General features: G+C 56.0%; 11 protein-coding genes. 6 read left to right on the top strand and 5 right to left on the bottom strand.

Annotation, left to right across the window (positions count from 1 at the left end; translation table 11 throughout):
• Positions 1-538 precede the first annotated feature (538 nt).
• The 3 genes from MKY74_RS31410 to MKY74_RS31400 form a co-directional block, all read right to left on the bottom strand.
• Positions 539-985 carry an ATP-dependent metallopeptidase FtsH/Yme1/Tma family protein gene (locus MKY74_RS31410; protein ID WP_076175579.1) on the bottom strand — a complete coding sequence of 149 codons (447 nt, stop codon included), beginning with the start codon at positions 983-985 and terminating at the stop codon, positions 539-541.
• 1,212 nt (positions 986-2,197) lie between these two features.
• Positions 2,198-3,091: a carbohydrate ABC transporter permease gene (locus MKY74_RS31405; RefSeq protein ID WP_076175584.1), complete on the bottom strand. Its 894-nt coding sequence runs from the start codon at positions 3,089-3,091 to the stop codon at positions 2,198-2,200.
• 21 nt (positions 3,092-3,112) lie between these two features.
• Entirely contained in the window at positions 3,113-4,084 is a 972-nt protein-coding gene (locus MKY74_RS31400) for an ABC transporter permease (protein WP_076175586.1), read from the bottom strand.
• A gap of 266 nt (positions 4,085-4,350) precedes the next feature.
• On the opposite strand from MKY74_RS31400, the gene MKY74_RS31395 reads away from it, so the two are divergent.
• The 4 genes from MKY74_RS31395 to MKY74_RS31380 all read left to right on the top strand — a co-directional run bounded on the left by MKY74_RS31395 (position 4,351) and on the right by MKY74_RS31380 (position 11,704).
• Positions 4,351-5,898 (top strand): response regulator, encoded by a 1,548-nt coding sequence (locus MKY74_RS31395; RefSeq protein ID WP_076175588.1) that lies wholly within the window; start codon positions 4,351-4,353, stop codon positions 5,896-5,898.
• The gene (locus MKY74_RS31390; RefSeq protein ID WP_076175590.1) at positions 5,867-7,681 is read left to right on the top strand and encodes a cache domain-containing sensor histidine kinase; all 1,815 of its coding nucleotides are present in this window, start codon (positions 5,867-5,869) and stop codon (positions 7,679-7,681) included. Before MKY74_RS31395 ends, MKY74_RS31390 begins: the two co-directional genes overlap by 32 nt.
• Positions 7,682-7,820: 139 nt before the next feature.
• On the top strand, positions 7,821-9,446 hold the full coding sequence (locus MKY74_RS31385) for an ABC transporter substrate-binding protein (protein WP_076175592.1): 1,626 nt from the start codon (positions 7,821-7,823) through the stop codon (positions 9,444-9,446).
• 131 nt (positions 9,447-9,577) lie between these two features.
• A complete protein-coding gene (locus tag MKY74_RS31380; RefSeq protein ID WP_432206624.1) occupies positions 9,578-11,704 on the top strand; it encodes an alpha-galactosidase in 2,127 nt (708 codons plus the stop codon).
• Positions 11,705-11,955: 251 nt separating this feature from the next.
• On the opposite strand, the gene MKY74_RS31375 is transcribed toward MKY74_RS31380, so the two are convergent.
• Positions 11,956-13,047, bottom strand: a complete 1,092-nt coding sequence (locus MKY74_RS31375; protein WP_244169438.1) for an AraC family transcriptional regulator — start codon at positions 13,045-13,047, stop codon at positions 11,956-11,958.
• A gap of 226 nt (positions 13,048-13,273) precedes the next feature.
• Here MKY74_RS31375 and MKY74_RS31370 point away from each other — a divergent pair, with 226 nt between their 5' ends.
• Together MKY74_RS31370 and MKY74_RS31365 are read left to right on the top strand one after the other, a co-directional pair.
• Positions 13,274-16,615 carry a DUF5107 domain-containing protein gene (locus MKY74_RS31370; protein WP_076175595.1) on the top strand — a complete coding sequence of 1,114 codons (3,342 nt, stop codon included), beginning with the start codon at positions 13,274-13,276 and terminating at the stop codon, positions 16,613-16,615.
• Between the two features lie 30 nt (positions 16,616-16,645).
• Positions 16,646-17,593, top strand: a complete 948-nt coding sequence (locus MKY74_RS31365) for a hypothetical protein (RefSeq protein ID WP_076175597.1) — start codon at positions 16,646-16,648, stop codon at positions 17,591-17,593.
• Positions 17,594-17,799: 206 nt separating this feature from the next.
• Here the strand turns inward: MKY74_RS31365 and MKY74_RS31360 are convergent, their stop codons facing one another.
• Positions 17,800-18,924, bottom strand: a complete 1,125-nt coding sequence (locus MKY74_RS31360; protein WP_076175600.1) for a cytochrome P450 — start codon at positions 18,922-18,924, stop codon at positions 17,800-17,802.
• Between the last annotated feature and the right edge of the window lie 191 nt (positions 18,925-19,115).

Raw genomic sequence — 19,115 nt, 5'->3', positions numbered from 1 at the left:
ATTGTAAGGATCATGACAGGCGGTATCCGCCCATACCATAATTACTGACATCTTACCACAAGTTGGGGGAGGGCGGGAAAGCGTACTGCTCAACTTAGGTGAATTTTCTTGAAGCAAATATCGGTAACATTCCGTTGGATGACCGGACCGTCGGGGGTGGTCAACGGATGGTTCAAAAATCAGTCTGGATTATACAGGGGATAGCTGATGGTCTGTGATAAAGCGAGTTCACAGTTATTTTAGAGTGTCTACATATGATGAACAAATTCAGATTTTGTCTTTTAAATGGTGGACAGAAGTACATATCTTTTCCAAACTGTTGAGTTCTATATCTAGTAAGAAATGTGGGATTAGCACTAGATACAGGGATTTTGGAGCCGATCCGCCAACAGGACAATGAAGTGTATCGAGTCCTTCTTTTGTAAGACAAAGTTTGAAAATGTCCATTGAGGAAGGACGGATTTTATCCTCACTGAGGTGGCCAAAAGGCAAATGCTTTTCATTTCACAATAAAAGGGACCGGGCTTGCAAGCAACAGTTATTTAAATACATTTCGAATAGCTGCAGCATCGAAGTCGTTCGTAATTTTGTATGACCTAGATGCATTTTTAGGTGCTGCTGCATCGTATTCAAAGGTATGCATATAGTCGCTATCATAGAGAGTGATTCCATACGCTCTCCCTTCGTCGTTTGTCTTCACAGTTATCCAGTAGGATTCGGTAAATTGAATGTCTGATGATCCGGACTTTTTTAAATTCGCCGCAGAAAGTGAGTTCAATATTTCATGGATTTCTTCCGAATTCGTTACATTTTTGGTGTGCTCACCTTGCTGATCGCGTTTGATGATTTCAATGGATGCAACATTGTTAGTATCGAGCTTATCCAGTACAGCTTCTTTAAACGTAAAGGTTTTTGGTGAAAAGTAGAAAATCCCCAAGCCGATCACGATGAGGACGGCGGCCGCAAGGTATATTAGTCGTTTCATCACTTCATCCCCCTTCGTTCTGACCAATCAAGTAAACTAAGCTGCGGATTTAAAAATTTACTTTTACTCCCAATTCTATAAATAATGAGAGGCATAAATCAAGCGATAATTTGTTTCTATTAAATCAGGTTGTCTAAGGTAACTAACGAAACGACCAATCGAGTCAGATCTGTTTCAGGGAAATACTCCATAAGAGAAGCCTGCAGCCGTCGGCTTATTTTTAGAGAATGGTTGATTTCGGCTACTCCGAAATCCCGGCCTTGGGGTTGAACATGCCCCCTACACAAGCCTATCATACCCTGATATCCGAACAAGGATTTGCCGCTGCGCGTTCCTCCTTGTTCGGATAGTTCAACTACTCCGGCGGCACGGTGCGCCTGGCGGAGCCTCCAGTTGAACTAACAGGGGAAGCATGATCGAGAAGGTGATCGATATGATCCGCATGTTCCAGGTGGCAAGCCTAACGGGCCGGTGATTTTAAACCAAAGAGAGCGAATCCAAGATGACATGATATCTTTCAAACTTGGCTTTATACATGGATGCAATAAAACAATGCTTTAAGCAAAACACAAGCAGCCTGGCCAAGGGCCAGGCGCTGATCAGTCTGAGGCTCGTTCACGGCGGCCAAAGCCGCCCGGAACGAGCCTATTCCTTCCCTATTAAGAGTTGGGGGAAGGGGGCCATCCCACTCGCCAAACGTCTGGGTTTCGCCAATCAACCTCCGGACTTGTGGTTTCCGAGTCCAGCCAAGTTCGCCGTACCAAACACAAAGCAGCCTGGCCAAGGCCAGGCGCTGATGTCTGATTATTCTCAGGCGAGTTCCCGGCCAAAGCCGTCCGGAACGAGCCTGTTCCTTCCCCATCAAGAGATGGGGAAGGGCCTCACAAACGTGGAAGTCAACGGAAAAGTGGCACCAAGAGGAGGCGGGAATTGGGGTGGAAAGTCTACGTGTCGCCTTTGAGACCGGGTTCCAACCACTTTATCGATTCCAAGGAACCCGGTCTCAACAGCGGCTGAAACCCCAATCCCGCCCCTCCCACGCGCATACGTCTGGGTTTCCTCCAATCACCCCTCGCACTTACCCCACGCGCCAAACGTCTGGATTTCGCCAGTCATCTGGACAGCTTGGCCATAGCCATGCCACTCACAAATACACGCTTCGTCGACACACCACATTCCGTTTTGCCATCCCCGCACACACCCAGTCCTTCCTCAGCTCTTGATCGCCCCCATCATGATCCCCTTCACAAAATACCGCTGCACGAAGGGATATACGAGAATGATCGGCAGTGTGGCGACCATGGTCACCGCCATCCGGATGCTCTCGCTCGATACCGGGATGCGCTTGGAGCTTTGGGCCAGCTGCTGGGCGTCGGACATCATGCTGGCCGTCTGGAACTGGTTCAGGATTTTGACCAGCACGGCCTGCAGCGTCTTCAGCTCGGGCTTGTAGGTGTACACGTAGGAATCGTACCACGAGTTCCAATGGCCGATGGCCAGAAACAGCCCGATGGTGGCCAGCACGGGAACGCAGAGCGGCATGATGATACGGAAAAAGATTTGCAGGTCGTTCGCACCGTCGATTTTGGACGATTCCTCAATCTCGCCGGGGATCTGCTCGATAAAGGTCCGGACCAGAATCATCAGAAACACGCCGATCAGGCCGGGAAAAATATACACCCAAAACGAATCGATCAGCCCAACGGATTTGATAACCATATAGGTCGGAATCAGGCCGCCGCCGAAATACATCGTGAACACGAAAAAGAAGGAGAAGTACTTCCAGCCGATCAGGTTCCGTTTGCTGAGCGCGTAGGCCAGCATGGAGATGCAGAAGATGGACACGGCGGTGCCGACGACCGTCCGCAGCACGGTGATTTTGATGGCGCTCCAAATTTCCGGGTTGCGGAAGATGGTCATGTAGCTCTCAAAGGTCGGCACGCGCGGCCAGAAATACAGCCCTCCTTTTAACGTGTCCGTCGCGTCGTTCAGGGAAATGACGAAGATGTTCCAGAACGGATAGAACGTCGCCAGGAAGATGATGGCCAAAAAGACGTACAGTGAGGCATCGAACAGATGCTCGGGGACCGTTTTGCTGTTTTTCATATCGTAAACCTCCCGGGTCGATTAGAATAAAGACTGGCCGTTGAGCCGCTTGGCGATGCCGTTGACGATGATGACGATGATAAAAGCGACGATGGAGCTGAACATACCGACGGCGGAGGCGTAAGAGAACATGCCGTTCTGAATACCGTAGCGGAACGAATAGGTCGACAGCACATCGGAGTAGTCGCGCGTCAAATCGTTGCCGAGCAGGAAGTGCTGGTCAAAGCCGGCATTTAGAATGCCGCCGAGGGCAAGGATCAGCAAAATGACGATCGTCGGCTTCAGGTGCGGCAGCGTGATGTAACGGATCTGCTTGAAGCGGCTGGCACCGTCGACTTTGGCGGCTTCGTACAGCTCCTGGTTAATGGAGGAGATGGCGGCCAGATACATGATCGAGTTGTAGCCCATGTCCTTCCACGTGTTGCCGATCGCGACGATCCACCAGAAGTAGGAGCCGTGCTGCAGGAATAAAACGCTCTCACGCGTAATATGCAGAAACTTCAATATACCGTTGATGGCGCCGTCCGAGGACAGCAGCGTCACGATAATATTGGCCGCGATAACCCAGGAAATAAAGTATGGCAGATACGATGCGGTCTGCACCGTCTTTTTAAAGCGAACACTCCGGATTTCGTTGATGGCGATGGCAATGAGGATCGGCATCGGAAATGAGAACAGCAGTGTAATTAAGGTTGACGCCAGCGTATTGCGCATGACGATGAGAAAGTCGCCGTTATTGAAAAAGTACTGGAACCACTTGAATCCGACAAATTCGCTGTGAAACAGCGTATGCCAGAAGCCGCCCAGCGTCGGCTGGTAATTGACAAAGGACATGTACAGCCCCACCATGGGCGTATAAGCGAAGATGAGCGCCCAGACGATCGCGGGCAGCATCATGAGGAACAGATACTTCTGTTGTTTGACGGTCACCCACAGCTTGCGCCGGGGGATCGGGAGCTCCGATCTTTTCTGTAAAGCCAGTTCGGTTTTCATAGGGGGCACCTCGCATCTTAAGTTAACTCAAATTATAAAACCCGCAAAAAATGAGTGTCGATACGCCATTGTAACGAAAGATGCTTGAAAATGACTTACATTTGTGAGGACCCTTAGTTAAGTAACGGGAAACCACTATAATATAGAATGAACTAAAGTTTTCTATCGTTATCGCTTGATTCACGGGGCATTTCCGTGTCAGAAAAGGACTTTCTTTAGTTCATTTCTATATAAACGTTAGCAAAAGGGGACTGGAGGGGTAGACCATGTACAGCATTTTTTTGGTAGACGACGAAGAGCTGGAGCTTGAGATGATGAGGGACTATATCCGCTGGGAAGAGATGGGGCTCTATGTCGCAGGCACGGCCGTCAATGGGCGGGATGCCGTAGAGAAGATCGAGGCGATCCAGCCCGACATCGTGCTGACCGACGTGCAGATGCCGCTGATGAACGGCCTGGACCTGGCGCGGCATATAAGGGAGCGTTATGACTGGATGCAGCTCGTGTTCCTGACGGGGCACGACGAATTTGATTACGTCAAATCGGCCTTGAACGTGGGGGCCGTCGGTTATTTGCTCAAGCCGCTCGATCTCAGCGAAATTGTAAGCGTTATCGAAAAAGTAAAGCATCAGTGCGAGGAAGTGCGGATGAAGAACCGCTCGATCCGCGTGACCCGCTCCCATATTTTGAAGGAGCTCGTCCATGAATCCGATGCGGAGCGCACCGGAAATCTGGCCGCCAGCTTTCGCCAGCTGTCGCGCCACCCGGAGGGGCAGAAGTATGCGCTGGCCCTGCTGCAGCTGGACGTGATCAGCGCTGAGGCACAAAGCGTATCCGTGGAAGACGGACGCGACCAGGTGTCCGAGCTGATCGGGGAATGGCTGGCCGAGAAACGACTAGACGCCGACATCGTCCTATTCAAGGAAGGCGAGATGGGCCTATTTATGGACGCTGCGGCCAAGCCGGGTGAGTATGGTTGGAACGATCTGCTGGAGCGTATCCGGCAATCGCTGCATTTTACGGTAACGATCGCCACGGCACCGCAGGAGGAATCGTTGACGGGAATTCAGGCGCTGTACCGGCAAACACGGGTCATATTAGCGGAGCTATTTTACACGGGAAAGGGAAAAGTCATCGGGCCGGAGGACGTTCAGCAATCCAAGGGTGGGGAGGTGCCGGCGCTTGCAGAGAAGGAGTGGATCGAAGCGCTGGACGGGCATGATTTGAAACGGGCGGGTGAGATTTTAAGTGAGCAAATCGCCAAGCTGGTGGCGCTTAGGGTTGCGAAAAACGAGGTGTGCGGCGCGGCCATCGGCTGGATCGAGCACCTGCTGGAGCACATTCACGAGCCGATTGCGGAAAGCCATAAACGTGCCGAGCTGTACCATACCGTGTACGGCTGTCAAACCATTTACGAGATTGAAGCGCTGGTGATGGACTACGCCAAGCAGGCGGCGGATTCGGTCCGGCAGCGGTTTGCGGACAAGAACGCCAAGCTGGTGCATCAGGTGCGGACGATGATCGACCAGAACTTCCATCAGCCGATTACGATTAACAGCCTGTCGGACCAGGTGTACCTGTCGCCGAACTACTTGCGGTCCATTTTTAAAGAAAAAACGGGGATGACGATTCACGACTACCTGACCCAAATCCGCCTCGACAAGGCCAAAAGCTACCTGGCCGACGAATCGCTGAAGGTGCAGGACATCGCCCAGATGGTGGGTTACGAGAGCACGTCCTACTTTATTTCCTTATTCGTGAAAAACCAAGGAGTCACGCCGAATGAATACCGAAAACATCTCCTTCTGGGATAAAATCGCTGCGCGCATTCCCTTCACCCGGACAGGCAGGCTTGCCCGCCCGCGCCTGCGGCACAAGTTTTTCTTCATCTTTCTGATCGTCATTATTCTGCCGTTCTCCATTCTGATCTACTATTCGTATACGTCGACCCGCAGCACGATTACGAAGCAGACGTATACCGCGCTTAATGTGACATTGGCCCAGATCAACACCAACGTGGAGAAGCGGCTGGATTACTATAACCAGCTGTCGAACATTTTGTACATGGATGCCCAGCTGCGCAATTATTTATCGACGGATTACGAGCAGGCGTTTTATTATTTGGACGCTTTTCAATACATCAACCGCACGCTGCCCTCGCTGATGACGCTGAATTCCAACATTCAGAACATCACGATCTTTACCGGCAACAAAACGCTGTACTCCGACGGCCAGTACGTGAAATATATGGAGGAGCTGCCCGCCGAAATCAAGGGAAAGGCGCTGAAAGCCGCCGGAAGCACCGTCTATACCCATACGGACGACTACACGGCGCCGGATGCGCATTTTACGCTGGCCCGTTCGCTGAGCTATTTCAGCCTCCAGCATCCCTACGGGATTTTAACATTGGATATTAGCGACAACGAGCTGTATTCCCTCATTAAGATGGAAAACAACAACAAAAGCGTCTACATTATCGACGAAAACGGAAGGATCATCAGCACGGGGGATCAGAACCTGGCTTCCAGCCTGCTGTACGACCTCTATCCCATTCAAAAGGAGCTGAGCGGGGCATCGGGTCATTTTGACTTGAAAATGAACGGGCAGGAGCGCTTTTTCACCTATAACAAGCTGAGCAACGGCTGGAGTACGGTCATTACCGTGCCGTATGACGAGCTGCTGTCCAACACGAACAAGGCTACGGGAAAAATCATCTGGTTCTCCGCGATCACGATCAGCATCGCCATTCTGCTGCTGTATTTCACCACCAAAGTGCTGACCAAACGGATCGAGGTGCTGCTGCAGCAGATCCGCAAGGTGGAACGGGGCGACTTCCGCCTCTCCATCAAACCGATGGGGCATGACGAGATCGGCCAGCTATCCTTTGCCTTCAATAAAATGGCCTCAACGATCCAGAATCTGATTCAGGATGTCTACGTGAAGGAAATCGCCATGAAGGAATCGGAGCTGAACACGCTGCAGGCGCAGATCAATCCGCATTTTCTGTATAACACGCTGTCGTCGATCTCTTCGCTGGCCTTAAAAGAGGGGGCGGGGCAGGTCTACCGCATGGTCAACTATTTGGCTAAGTACTACCGGGTGTCGCTGAACAAGGGAAAGCGGATCATTCTGGTGGAGCAGGAAATCAACCTCGTCAAAAATTACGTGGCGATTCAGGACATCCGCTTCCGGGACAAGCTGCATATGCACTACGACCTTGATGAAGAGCTGTTCCAGCGGACGACGATCAAGCTGATTTTGCAGCCTTTTATCGAGAACTGCATCAACCACGCGATGTGGGACGAGTCGGGCGTTAACATTAACGTCAAGCTGAAGCGGGACGGGCATGACATGCTGCTCCAAGTCATTGACGATGGCGCCGGTATGACGGCGGAGCAGCTGGACCAGGCGATGCAGAAGAGCGACAGTCCTTCCGGAGCTTCCGGATATGGTATTAAAAACGTGGATGACCGCATCAAGCTCACTTATGGCGGGGATTACGGGGTGTCCATGTTCAGCAAACCGGGCATCGGCACCGCCGTCACGATCCGGATACCGCTCGATCCGCCTCCGTCTGCCGCAAAAGCACCGGGATGAGGAGCCGCCTTGAAACGATGAAAGACGTTTTCCATTATGAATTGTAATATTGCGTTATAGCTAATTGAACTCCCCGTTTTTACAATTAGACATGTATTCGGGAACAAGAATATGACGACTTCAGAAAGGGGTTCAGGCAATGAAAACGATCAAAGGGATTCTCGCGGCAGCCCTCGTTATGACAGCGCTTACCGGTTGCGGCGGCGGTGGAGGCGAGAAAGCGGCATCTGGCGATGACAAGGGCGCGGCCGCGGACAGCAATGCGCCGATCACGCTGACGTGGTTCGATAAAAATACGGGGGATGCGTTCAACAACCCGGTGGCCAAAGCGATTACGGAAAAGACCGGCGTCACGGTCGAAATTCAGCAGCCGACCGGCAACCCGGTGGAGAAGCTGAACCTGATGCTGGCGAGCGGCGACCTGCCGGACGTCGTCATGCTGGACCGCGGCAGCGACATCATGAACAAATATATTTCATCGGGCGCGATTATCCCGCTGAACGATCTGATCGACAAGTACGGTCCGCATATTAAAGAAATGTACGGCGACACCCTGGCCAAAACGAAAAACGATGACGGCAAAAACTATTATTTTGCCAACTGGTACGGTCTGGAGAAATATCCGGTCTTCGGCTTTATGATGCGCATGGACATTATGAAGGAGCTCGGCGTCGGGGACAAAGTGAACAACGGCGAACCGTTTACAGCGGAAGAGTTCGAGAACCTCCTGGTGAAGTTCAAGGAGAAGTATCCGACGATCGACGGCAAGGAATCGATCCCGATGACGCTGAACGGCGAAAATATCGGCAGCGTATCCGGCACCTTCAAAGGCATGTTTGGCATGATGCCGTATTATGAAACGAACGGCGAGCTGAAGAAGGATATCCGCGATCCGCGTTACCTGGAGATGGTGAAATTCCTGAACTCCTTGTACCGTAAAGGACTGCTCGACAAGGAATGGGCAACGATGAAAACGAAGCAGTTCGAGCAGAAGCTGGCGGGCGGCAACGTGTTCGCTACGGCCGAAGCGCTGTGGAACGTGGGCAACCCCAACTCGCTGCTGAAATCGGAAGCGTCCGATCCGGCCAAAGCCGACGAGCGCCAGTTCTATCAATATAAAGTGCTGGCTCCGGGCGTGAGCGCCGACCAGACGACGTACGGTCCGAAGAGCTCCCTGGGCTGGGACGGCGTAGCGATCACCCGCTCGAACAAGGATCCGGAGCGTACGATGAAGCTGCTGGACTTCCTGGCCAGCGAGGAGGGACAGTACCTCCTGATGTGGGGCGTGGAAGGCAAGGACTGGGACATGAAGGACGGCAAGCATGTGCCGCGTCCGGAAGTGCTCGATGCGTTCAAGAAAAACTGGGATGAGGCTTCCCGGACGACAGGCATCCGCAAATGGACGTGGATGATCAAGAACGGTCCGGGCTCCGACGGCACGCCTTACGACCTGATCGGCCGCTTCCAGTCTGATCCGGTGACCGATCTGGCGATCAAAAACCTGGCCGATACCTCCTTTGACACCGCGCCGTACGACAACCTGGGACCTGCGGGAGGTACGCCGGAAGCGATCATGGATACGAAGGTCAACGATACGATCAACAAATATTTCCTGAAGATGGCCCTGGCTCCGACCGAAGAGCAGGTGACCGAGCAGTACAACCAAATGATGAAGGAAGTCGAGGCGGCTGGCCTCTCCAAACTGGAGAAGATCTACACCGAGAACTATAAGAAGCGCCAGCAGCTGTGGACGGAGTCTAAATAACGCAAGCGGGGGAGGAGAAGACGGCCTTTGTCTTTGGCCTCCCTTTTTTGCCGGGGCGCAGGCTGTGATGGCTTGCACGCCCGAAGTTAGCGGGAAACGATCCATTTTCAAACGGTAAAGGATGAGGGACGATGGGAAATGTAGACATGCAGTTTGAGTTTGAGGAAAAAAGCCGGATCTTTGCGATTCATACGCAGCGCAGTTCCTACGTGTTCGGGATCAATGAACGGGACCGGCTGCAGCATCTGTATTGGGGCGAGCCTGTCACGATCGACGACTGCGCGCCGCTGCTGCGAGGGCGGTCGCACAGCTCCTTTGACGCCGAAGTGGATATGGAGGCCGAAGAGTACAGCTTCTGGGGCGGGGTCAACTATGACGAGCCTTCCCTGAAGGTGCGTATGCCGGACGGCGTCCGGGACCTTTTGGCCGGTTATGTGCGTCATGAAATCCGCGAGGAGGACGGCCGGCAGACGCTGGTCATTGTGCTGAAGGACCGGGTTTACCCGCTGGAAGCCCATCTGCTGTATCGGGTCATCCCGGAATATGACCTGATTGAGCGTTCCGCACGCATCGTCAATACCGGCGGGGATGACATCGTCCTCGAGAGCGTCCAGTCGGCCGCCTGGATCCTGCCGGACCTGCGGGATTACCGGCTGACGCATGTGACCGGCAAATGGTCGGGCGAATTCCAGCTCCGCCGCAACGTGCTGAGCGAGGGGAAAAAGGTGCTGGAGTCGCGCAGAGGCTTTACCGACAGCCACGCCAACCCGTGGTTTGCCGTCGATGAAGGCCAGGCGACGGAAACGGACGGCCGCGTCTGGTTCGGGGCGCTCGCCTGGAGCGGCAACTGGAAGATTACCGCGGAGAAAACGGTGTTCAATCATGTCCGGTTGACCGGCGGGATCAACGATTTCGACAGCGAGTGGGTGCTGGGAGCCGGCGAGTCGTTCGATGCGCCGTGGTTTGTCGGCGGGTACACGGCCGGCGGCTTCGGAGGCATGAGCCGGAATCTGCATCAGTACCAGCACGCGTACGTGCTGCCAAGCTCTGAGCCGCGCAAGGTGCTGTACAACTCCTGGGAGGCGACATATTTCAACGTGAACGCCGCAGACCAGATGGCTCTGGCCGAGCGGGCGGCGCGGATGGGCGTCGAGCTGTTTGTCGTCGACGACGGCTGGTTCGGCCAGCGGAACAACGACCGGGCCGGACTGGGCGACTGGTACGTGAATAAGGAGAAGTTTCCGAACGGTTTGGGCGAGCTGATCGGCAAGGTTCACGAGCTTGGCATGGAGTTCGGCATCTGGGTCGAGCCGGAGGCGGTCAATCCGGACAGCGACCTGTACCGGGCCCACCCGGATTGGGTGTACCATTTTGAGACGCGGCCGCGGACGGAGCTGCGCAACCAGCTGCTGCTGAACATTTCGAAGCCGGAGGTTAAGGCGTACATCCTTCAGTTCATGACCGAGCTGCTGCAGAACCACCGCATCAAGTTCATCAAGTGGGACATGAACCGCACGGTCACCGAGCCGGGGATGAAGGACCATCCGCTGCACCGGCAGAAGGAGCTGTGGATCCGCCATGTCCGCAGCCTGTACGAGATTTGGGCCGAGCTGCGGCGCCGGTTCCCGCATGTGGAATTCGAGACGTGCGCGGGCGGCGGCGCGCGGATCGACCTCGGCATCTTCCGGTATGCCGACCAGTCCTGGCCGAGCGACAACACCGACGCGTTCGACCGCTTAAGCATCCAGGAGGGCTTCTCGTACACGTATGCGCCGCGGATGATGACCTGCTGGGTGACAGAATCGCCGACAGGCATGAACAAGCGGAATGTGTCGCTGAAGTACCGGTTCCACAGCGCGATGATGGGCACGCTCGGCATCGGCTCCAACCTGAACGAGTGGAGCGACGAGCTGATCGAGCAGTCCGGCGAATTCATCCGCCAGTACAAGGCGATCCGCCCGCTTGTGCAGTTCGGCCGCCAATACCGGCTGGCCGATCTCCAGCACAAAGGCGTCACCGCCGTGCAGTACGTCGATGAAGCCGGCACGGACAGCGCCGTGTTTGCCTTCCTGCATTCGCAGCGCCTCGGCGAACCGCTGCCGCGGCTGCGTCTGCAGGGGCTGCAGGCGGACCGGGCGTACGCCATCGAGGGGCTGCCCGGCAGCTGGAGCGGACGCGCGCTGATGAACATCGGGATTGAGCTGCCGCTGCCGGGCGATTTTGACAGCCTGCTGTACCGGGTGACGGCGGTGGAGTAAGCGGATGGTGGCTGGTGGCCGGGAGATGGCCGGCAGGCTGTAGGCCGCCCCAGCTGATAAAGCTCACCGGCGGTAGTTTGCGAGGCGGTTCCGGGTCAAAAGGCGATGACCCATTCAGCCGCATGAACTGAAAAGAGTGGACGTAAAAGGACGCTCCCGGGGAAATTGCCCGGGAGCGTCTTTTTCTTAAAGGGGAGGGACGTAGTACCGGCCAAGTTACTTTAGACAAAGAAGACACCTGGCCCCCCACTTTACCCCTTCCGCGTCCCCCGGTACTCGGAGGGCGACTTGCCCATAATTTTTTTGAACAAGCGCGAGAAGTAATACGGGTCCTGGAACCCGAGACGATGGCTGATTTCCTTCACACTCTGCTGGGTGAGGTCCAGGTGCCTGCAGGCCAGTTGGATTTTCAGCCGCAGGTAGTAGTCGATCGGCGAGTAGCCGGTCGCCTCCTTGAAGCGCTGGGTAAAATGCGGAACCGACACGCGTGCCTGAGCCGCAAGCTGCTTCAGCGTGACGGTGCCCTCCAGGCGGTCCATCATATACCGCACCGTTTGCGTGATATCGTGCTGGCTGTGGCGGAAAATCCCATCCTGCGGCTGCAGCCGGCACAGCCTCAAAATCGCCGCGAGGTGATGCGCCAGCTGGGATACATAGATGATGTGGTTCAGCGTATATCCCTGCTCCAGCAGCGAATATCCTTCCTGGAACAGCTCCGTTAGCTGGCGCGCTTTATCCGGAGGCAGGGTGACGGAGAGGGAGGCGGCGGTTTTAACCGGACGGGAAGGCGGCTCTGTCAGGTCCCCGCCGTCCGAGATTCCCGGTGCACCCGCACCGATATTATTCCATTCATCGGACTCGCTAACATGCGTACTGGTTTCCTCGGCCTCTGGCCCGTGTCCTGGCTCGTACCCTGGCTCATGCCCTGACTCGTGTCCTGACTCGTGCCCTGGACCGGGTCCCAGACCAAATCCCTCAAAAAACGCCTCTGTCTGCTCTCCCTTGAAATGCCACCAGTAAATGCTCCACGGATGCTCCTCCGACGAGCCATAGGCGTGGGGAGTCCGCGCGGGAATCACGATGGCCTGGCCCTGTCCGACCTGCTGCGCCCGGCCGCTTCCCAAGCGGTACCAGCCTTCTCCTTCCATGCAAAATATGACGATGACCGCTTCGCTGCCTTCGGGCCGCTCCCGGTAATGATGCAGCGCGCGCGGGAAGTATCCGGTATCGGTCACGTAGAGGGGACGGACCAGCGGATGCGAAGACGCCTCCATCAGAATATGATCCGGCAGGACGATGAGTTTCTCGGATTTGAATCCATCGGGTTTTCGTATCTTTTCCATAGTATTTACTATGGTTTGGGCCGTGTCCTTTGTCAATGGAAACTTCCGTCTCAACAATCCCTATCAACAATAAAAACCATAATATAATCCATCATTCCCATGAGATCGTGAATGGAGGGCGTCGCCGCTTCCTTTTAAGATGAGGATAGAGTTTTGAAAGGTTCCGAATGCAGACATCGCCATTGCCAATGATACAAGCGGCAAGCGAAAGAAAGGATGAGTCAGCATGGCCAAAGCGCCTGAAGAAGTAAAGGTATGGGAGGAGCGGGTGGAAATCCCGACTTACGAGGCAGGCAAGCCCGATCCGAACCCGATGTTTTTGGAGAAGCGCGTGTACCAAGGAAGCTCGGGACGGGTTTATCCGCTGCCGGTCATCGATAAGATTTATGACGAAAAAGTTCTGAAATCGTACCGTATCATCTTTTTGGAAAATGAATACGTGCAAATCCAGGTCATGCCGGAGATCGGCGGACGGATTTACCGGGCGGTCGACAAGACGAACGGGTACGACTTTGTCTATCATAACCAGGTGATCAAGCCGGCGCTGGTGGGCCTGGCCGGACCGTGGATTTCCGGGGGGATCGAGTTCAACTGGCCGCAGCATCACCGCCCGAACACGTTCGGCGAGGTGGAGTATACAATCGAACGCAATCCGGACGGGAGCGCGACGGCATGGGTCGGGGAAATCGACCGCATGTACGGCACCAAGGTGACGACCGGCTTCACCCTGCATCCGGGCAAGGCTTACCTCGAAATTCAGGCCCAGCTGTACAACCGGACAGCGGCGCCGCAGACGTTTCTGTGGTGGGCCAACCCGGCGGTCGCGGTCAACGACCACACACAGTCTGTGTTTCCGCCGGACGTGCATGCGGTGTTCGACCACGGCAAGCGCGACGTGTCCAAGTTTCCGATCGCCACGGGCACGTATTATAAAATGGACTACTCCGCCGGCGTGGACATTTCCAAATACAGCAACATTCCCGTGCCCACCTCCTATATGGCCTATCACTCGGACTATAATTTTGTCGGCGGTTACGACCACGGCGTCGGCGCAGGGCTGCTGCATGTTGCGAACAGGCATGTGTCGCCAGGGAAAAAGCAGTGGACCTGGGGACACGGGGAGTTCGGCCAGGCATGGGACCGCAATCTGACGGACGAGGACGGTCCGTACATCGAGCTTATGACCGGCGTCTACACCGACAACCAGCCGGATTTCAGCTGGCTCGCGCCGTACGAGGAGAAGAGCTTTAAGCAGTATTTTATGCCGTATAAAAAGATCGGTCTGGTGAAGAACGCCTCCATCGACGCGGCCGTAAACCTGGAGACGGCGGACGGGCAGGCATTAGTTCAGGTCTACGCCACCTCGGTGTTTGACCAAGCGCGCGTGCTGCTGAAGCGTGCTGGACAGATCGTTCTGGACAAAACGGTGAAGCTGTCGCCGAGCGACGTGTTCCAGGCAGAGGTGAATATTGGCGCCGAAGTCCGGGAAGAGGAGCTGCGGGTCATCATACTGGACGCGGAGGGAAGGGAGCTGGTCTCCTACCGGCCGATGCCGAAGAAAATCGAGCAGGTTCCCGACCCGGCCAAAGCCATCGAGGCGCCGGAACGGCTGCCAAACACCGAAGCGCTGTATTTGGCGGGACTGCATCTGGAGCAGTACCGGCACGCAACCCGTGAGCCGGAAGCTTATTATTTGGAGGGACTGAAGCGGGATCCCGGCGACATCCGGCTGAACAACGCTTACGGACTGCTGCTGCTGCGGAGGGGATGCTTTGAGGAGAGCGAAGTGTATTTCCGAAAAGCGATCGAGACGTTGACGCGACATAACGCAAGGCCGTATGACAGCGAGCCGTTCTATCATCTCGGCCAGACGCTCAAATGGCAGGGCCGGCTCGAAGAGGCATACGCCGCCTTCTACAAGAGCGTGTGGACGGGAGCATGGCAGGCGGCGGGATACTTTGCCCTCGCGCAGATCGCCTGCGGGCAGGGGCAGTACGACGAGGCGCTCGAGCTGGTGGACCGTTCCCTGAACGTCCAATACCGCCATTACAAGGCCCGTCATCTCAAAAGCGTCATCCTGCGGAGGCTGGGCCGCGCCGCGGAGGCCGAGACGCTCGTGCGGGAGACGATCCGCATCGATCCGGTGGAATTCGCGGCCCGTAACGAGCTGATCGCCGTCTACCGCGATATCGGCCGGACGGCTGAGGCGCAGGAGGCGCTGGATAGCCTGGCGGGCCTCATGCGCGGCGATGCGCACAATTACATCGCCTTGGCTCAGGATTACGCCGAAGCCGGCCAATACGCGGACGCGCTGGAGGTCCTGGGCCGCATCGCAGCACCGGAACAGCCGGACGTCTATCCGATGATCCGCTATTACCAGGCGAGCTGGAGCCGGAAGAACGGACAGGATGAGCAGGCAGCCGCTTATGATGAGCAGGCTGCTGCGGCGGATCCGGCGTACTGCTTCCCGAACACGCTGCACGATTACGCCGTACTCCAAGAAGCGGCGGCGCTGCATCCGGGAGACGCAAAGGCAAGGTACTACTTGGGCAACCTGCTCTATGACAAAAAGCGCCATGCCGAGGCGGCCGCGTGCTGGGAAGCTTCGGTGGCGCTGGACGGCAGCTTTGCGACGCCTTACCGCAACTTGGCGCTCGCCTACTACAACAAGCTGAACCGCCCGGAGGACGCCCAAGCCGCGCTGGAGACGGCGTTCCGGTTGAACCCGGCGGACGCACGCGTCTTTTACGAGCTGGACCAGCTGTACAAAAAAACCGGCCGCTCGCCTGAACAACGGCTGCAGGCATTGGAAGCGCACCGTGAGCTGGTAGAGCTTCGGGATGACCTGTACCTCGAATACTTAACGCTGCACAATACATTGAACCGCCATGAGGAGGCGCTCAGCCTTATTCTCGCCCGCAGCTTCCATCCATGGGAAGGCGGGGAAGGCAAAGTGCCGGCACAATACGTGACCGCCCGTGTCGAAATCGCCAAAAGGCTGCTGAACGAAGGCCGGGCGGAGGAGGCCGCCGAGCAGCTGCTGCTCGCGAAGCAGTACCCGCTGAACATCGGCGAGGGCAAGCTGGAAGGCGCCCAGGAGAACAACATTGACTATTACCTCGGCGTGGCGTACGGCCTGCTCGGCCGGCAGGAGGAAGCGCAAAATGCGCTGCTTCAGGCATCACAAGGGCTGGAGGAGCCGGCCAGCGCCATGTACTACAACGACCAGCCGCCGCACATGATTTTCTACCAGGGCGCGGCCCTGCGCAGGCTGGGGCGGGAAGCGGAAGCGCGGAGCCGCTTCAACAAGCTGGTCGACTACGGGGAAAAGCATCTGTTCGACCGGCCGCAAATCGATTATTTCGCCGTGTCGCTTCCCGACTTCCTCGTGTTTGAGGACGATCTGCACAAGCGCAATGAAATCCACTGCCATTACATGATGGGACTGGGGCAGCTGGGTCTGGGCCGAATTCGGGAAGCCGAGGTGCATTTCCGGCAGGCGCTGGCGCTGGAGCCGCATCATCAGGGAGCCGCGCAGCATCTTGAGTTATGCCGGACGGGAATATGACGTCTCAGGCCGGGGAAAAGGGGGCGAAAGATGAGCTGGACACCGCACCAAATTAACGGCTTTAACGCCTGGACGGGAAGGACCTCTGCCATGGAGGTCACCCTGCTGCCGGAGCTCGGCAGCAAAATGGTCTCCCTCCGCAACCGTCTGACCGGCCGGGAATGGCTCGCGCCGGCGGACGGACCGCTGGGGAACGGGGGCTACGCCAGTTCCTTCACGGACAGCGACGGAAGCGGCTGGGATGAAATGTTCCCGACCATCAACGTATGTCGATATCCGGAGCATCCCTGGAGAGGGACGGAGCTTCCGGATCACGGTGAGGTCTGGTCCATTCCCTGGAAGGCCGAGGGTCATGGAGATCGCCTTTCGTGCAGCGTGCACGGCGTGAGGATGCCATACCGGCTCGAGAAGACGTATTCTTTTGCCGCAGAGGACCGGCTCCGGATCGACTATCAGGTGACCAATCTCAGCCCGTTCCCGTTTGCGTTCCTGTGGGCGGCCCATCCGCTGCTGCAAATCAGGGAAGGGATGCAGATCATCGTGCCGGAAGGGTTGAGCGAGATTGCAATCTCCTATTCGGAACGTGACAGGCTTGGAAAAAGGGGGGATCTGCGGGCGTGGCCGCAGCCCTTTTCGAACCAACCGGAATGCCGCCTGGATCGCACGGGACGCCGTGAGGAGCGGACGGCCGAGAAATTTTACTTTACGGGTGAGCTGCCGGAAGGAAAGGCTTCCGTTTATGATCCGGTCAAGCAGGAAGGAATCACCTTTACCTTTCCGAATGAGAAGGTGCCTTACCTGTCGGTGTGGGCGAATTACGGCGGCTACCAGGGGCAGTATCATCTGGCACTGGAGCCGGCCACGGGTTTCCTGGACGACTTGGCGCATGCCATGAAGCGGGATGCCGCTGCTGTCGTGGAGGGCTTCCGAACGTATACGTGGCATTTGGAAGTGAGCTGGATGGAAGCCAATCGGTGAGATGAAACGAAACCGGGTGGCTGAACGACAAGCCGATCGAAATCCGGACCATTGCGGCAGGGGGTTCAACCTACGAAAACCCCGCGCCGGGGAGCAGCAGGTTCCAGACGAGGGCTGTGAATTCCCGATCCGCGAGTCCGTTGCATCATCTGACAAAAATCCTGCACCCTCTCCAGGGATGCAGGATTTTTTTTGTGGCCCAAAGTCTATGTCAAAATAATCGGCAGTTCCTTCAGCGCAAACATCATCATGCTGTCCATTCGCGCCAGCTCAGCGGAACGGTCGCGGCGGTATTCGGGAAAACGGGCAAGCAGCGTTTCGATCGCGATTTTGGACTCGAGGCGGGCAAGCTGGGAGCCGAGGCAGTAATGGATGCCGCTGCCCAGTCCCAGGTGCGGGTTCGGATTGCGGTGGATATTAAATTCCTCCGGACGTTCGAACACCTTCTCGTCATGGTTGGCCGACGCCATCCAGATATGGACGAATTGACCTACTCTCATCTCCTGGCCGCCAAGGACGGTATCCTGCTTCACGCGGCGGAACATGACCTGCACCGGCGAGAAATAGCGGAACACTTCCTCCAGCGCGCCGGGAATGAGGCTGCGGTCGGCAAGCAGCTGCGCACGGACGTCCGGCAGGGTGTCGATGCCGAGCATCGCCGAGGAGATCAGGTTGGTCGTCGTTTCGTTGCCAGCCACGAGCAGCAGGATGCAGAAGCCGATGATCTCGAGGTCCGTCAGGTGCTCATTGTCGATTCGAGCCTCGACCAGCTTGGTGACCAGATCGTCCTGCGGATGGCGTCTGCGGTCCTCGGCAATTTCGGAGAAGTATTCGCTCATCTCGCGCTGGCACTGATAGAAATCTTCGCCGCTGTCTCCGACCAGGGCGTCGGACCAGGCTTTGAATTGTTCGCGGTGGTCCAGCGACACGCCGAGCATCTCGGCGATGACGACGATCGGCAGTGGGCTGGCAAAGTCAGCGATGGCGTCCATCCGCCCCTTTTTCTCCGCTTCGTCCAATAGCGAGGTGGTGATCGACTGGATTTTGGGAGCCAGCGACTCGATAACGCGCGGCGTGAACGCCTGGGTCACCAGCCGGCGCAGCTGCCGGTGCTTGGGCGGATCCTGCCGCAGAATGCTGTGCTCCAGAGGGTCCTCGGAGTCAGGGAAGGCTGACGAGGAAAAAATGTCGTGATTTGTAAATACCGTCTTTACATCGTCATATCCGTATACGTCCCAAACTTGCCCGTCGTTGGACTGGACAACGGGGGAATCCCGGCGCATTTTTTTATACCATTCCAAAGGCAGCAGTCCATTTGCATTCCATTCCATGAAGCAACACCGTCGCTTTCTTTTTTTAGATGAGAACAACCTGAATTTTGGGCAAAGCCGGCTTATCGATCATTACGCTGGAGAACTTCCGATCCATGAGGTCTGTCTACAAGTAAACGAGGTTTGTCTGCTAGAGCTGATCTTTTTCTAGATGGGATGAATTTCTGAAAATAGGTTCTGTGTCTAGGTCT

The organism is Paenibacillus sp. FSL R5-0378 (genome assembly GCF_038009285.1).
Classification (GTDB): domain Bacteria; phylum Bacillota; class Bacilli; order Paenibacillales; family Paenibacillaceae; genus Paenibacillus_AQ; species Paenibacillus_AQ favisporus.
This window is presented reverse-complemented; position numbering and strand designations above follow the sequence as displayed.

What these genes read in the sequence shown, in the direction of transcription:
- MKY74_RS31365 (WP_076175597.1), top strand. Translation starts at nt 16,646, where the DNA reads ATGAGCTGGACACCGCACCAAATTAACGGCTTTAACGCCTGGACGGGA.
- MKY74_RS31370 (WP_076175595.1), top strand. Translation starts at nt 13,274, where the DNA reads ATGGCCAAAGCGCCTGAAGAAGTAAAGGTATGGGAGGAGCGGGTGGAA.
- MKY74_RS31400 (WP_076175586.1), bottom strand. Translation starts at nt 4,084, where the DNA reads ATGAAAACCGAACTGGCTTTACAGAAAAGATCGGAGCTCCCGATCCCC.
- MKY74_RS31405 (WP_076175584.1), bottom strand. Translation starts at nt 3,091, where the DNA reads ATGAAAAACAGCAAAACGGTCCCCGAGCATCTGTTCGATGCCTCACTG.
- MKY74_RS31410 (WP_076175579.1), bottom strand. Translation starts at nt 985, where the DNA reads ATGAAACGACTAATATACCTTGCGGCCGCCGTCCTCATCGTGATCGGC.
- MKY74_RS31390 (WP_076175590.1), top strand. Translation starts at nt 5,867, where the DNA reads ATGAATACCGAAAACATCTCCTTCTGGGATAAAATCGCTGCGCGCATT.
- MKY74_RS31375 (WP_244169438.1), bottom strand. Translation starts at nt 13,047, where the DNA reads ATGGAAAAGATACGAAAACCCGATGGATTCAAATCCGAGAAACTCATC.
- MKY74_RS31385 (WP_076175592.1), top strand. Translation starts at nt 7,821, where the DNA reads ATGAAAACGATCAAAGGGATTCTCGCGGCAGCCCTCGTTATGACAGCG.
- MKY74_RS31380 (WP_432206624.1), top strand. Translation starts at nt 9,578, where the DNA reads ATGGGAAATGTAGACATGCAGTTTGAGTTTGAGGAAAAAAGCCGGATC.
- MKY74_RS31360 (WP_076175600.1), bottom strand. Translation starts at nt 18,924, where the DNA reads ATGGAATGGAATGCAAATGGACTGCTGCCTTTGGAATGGTATAAAAAA.
- MKY74_RS31395 (WP_076175588.1), top strand. Translation starts at nt 4,351, where the DNA reads ATGTACAGCATTTTTTTGGTAGACGACGAAGAGCTGGAGCTTGAGATG.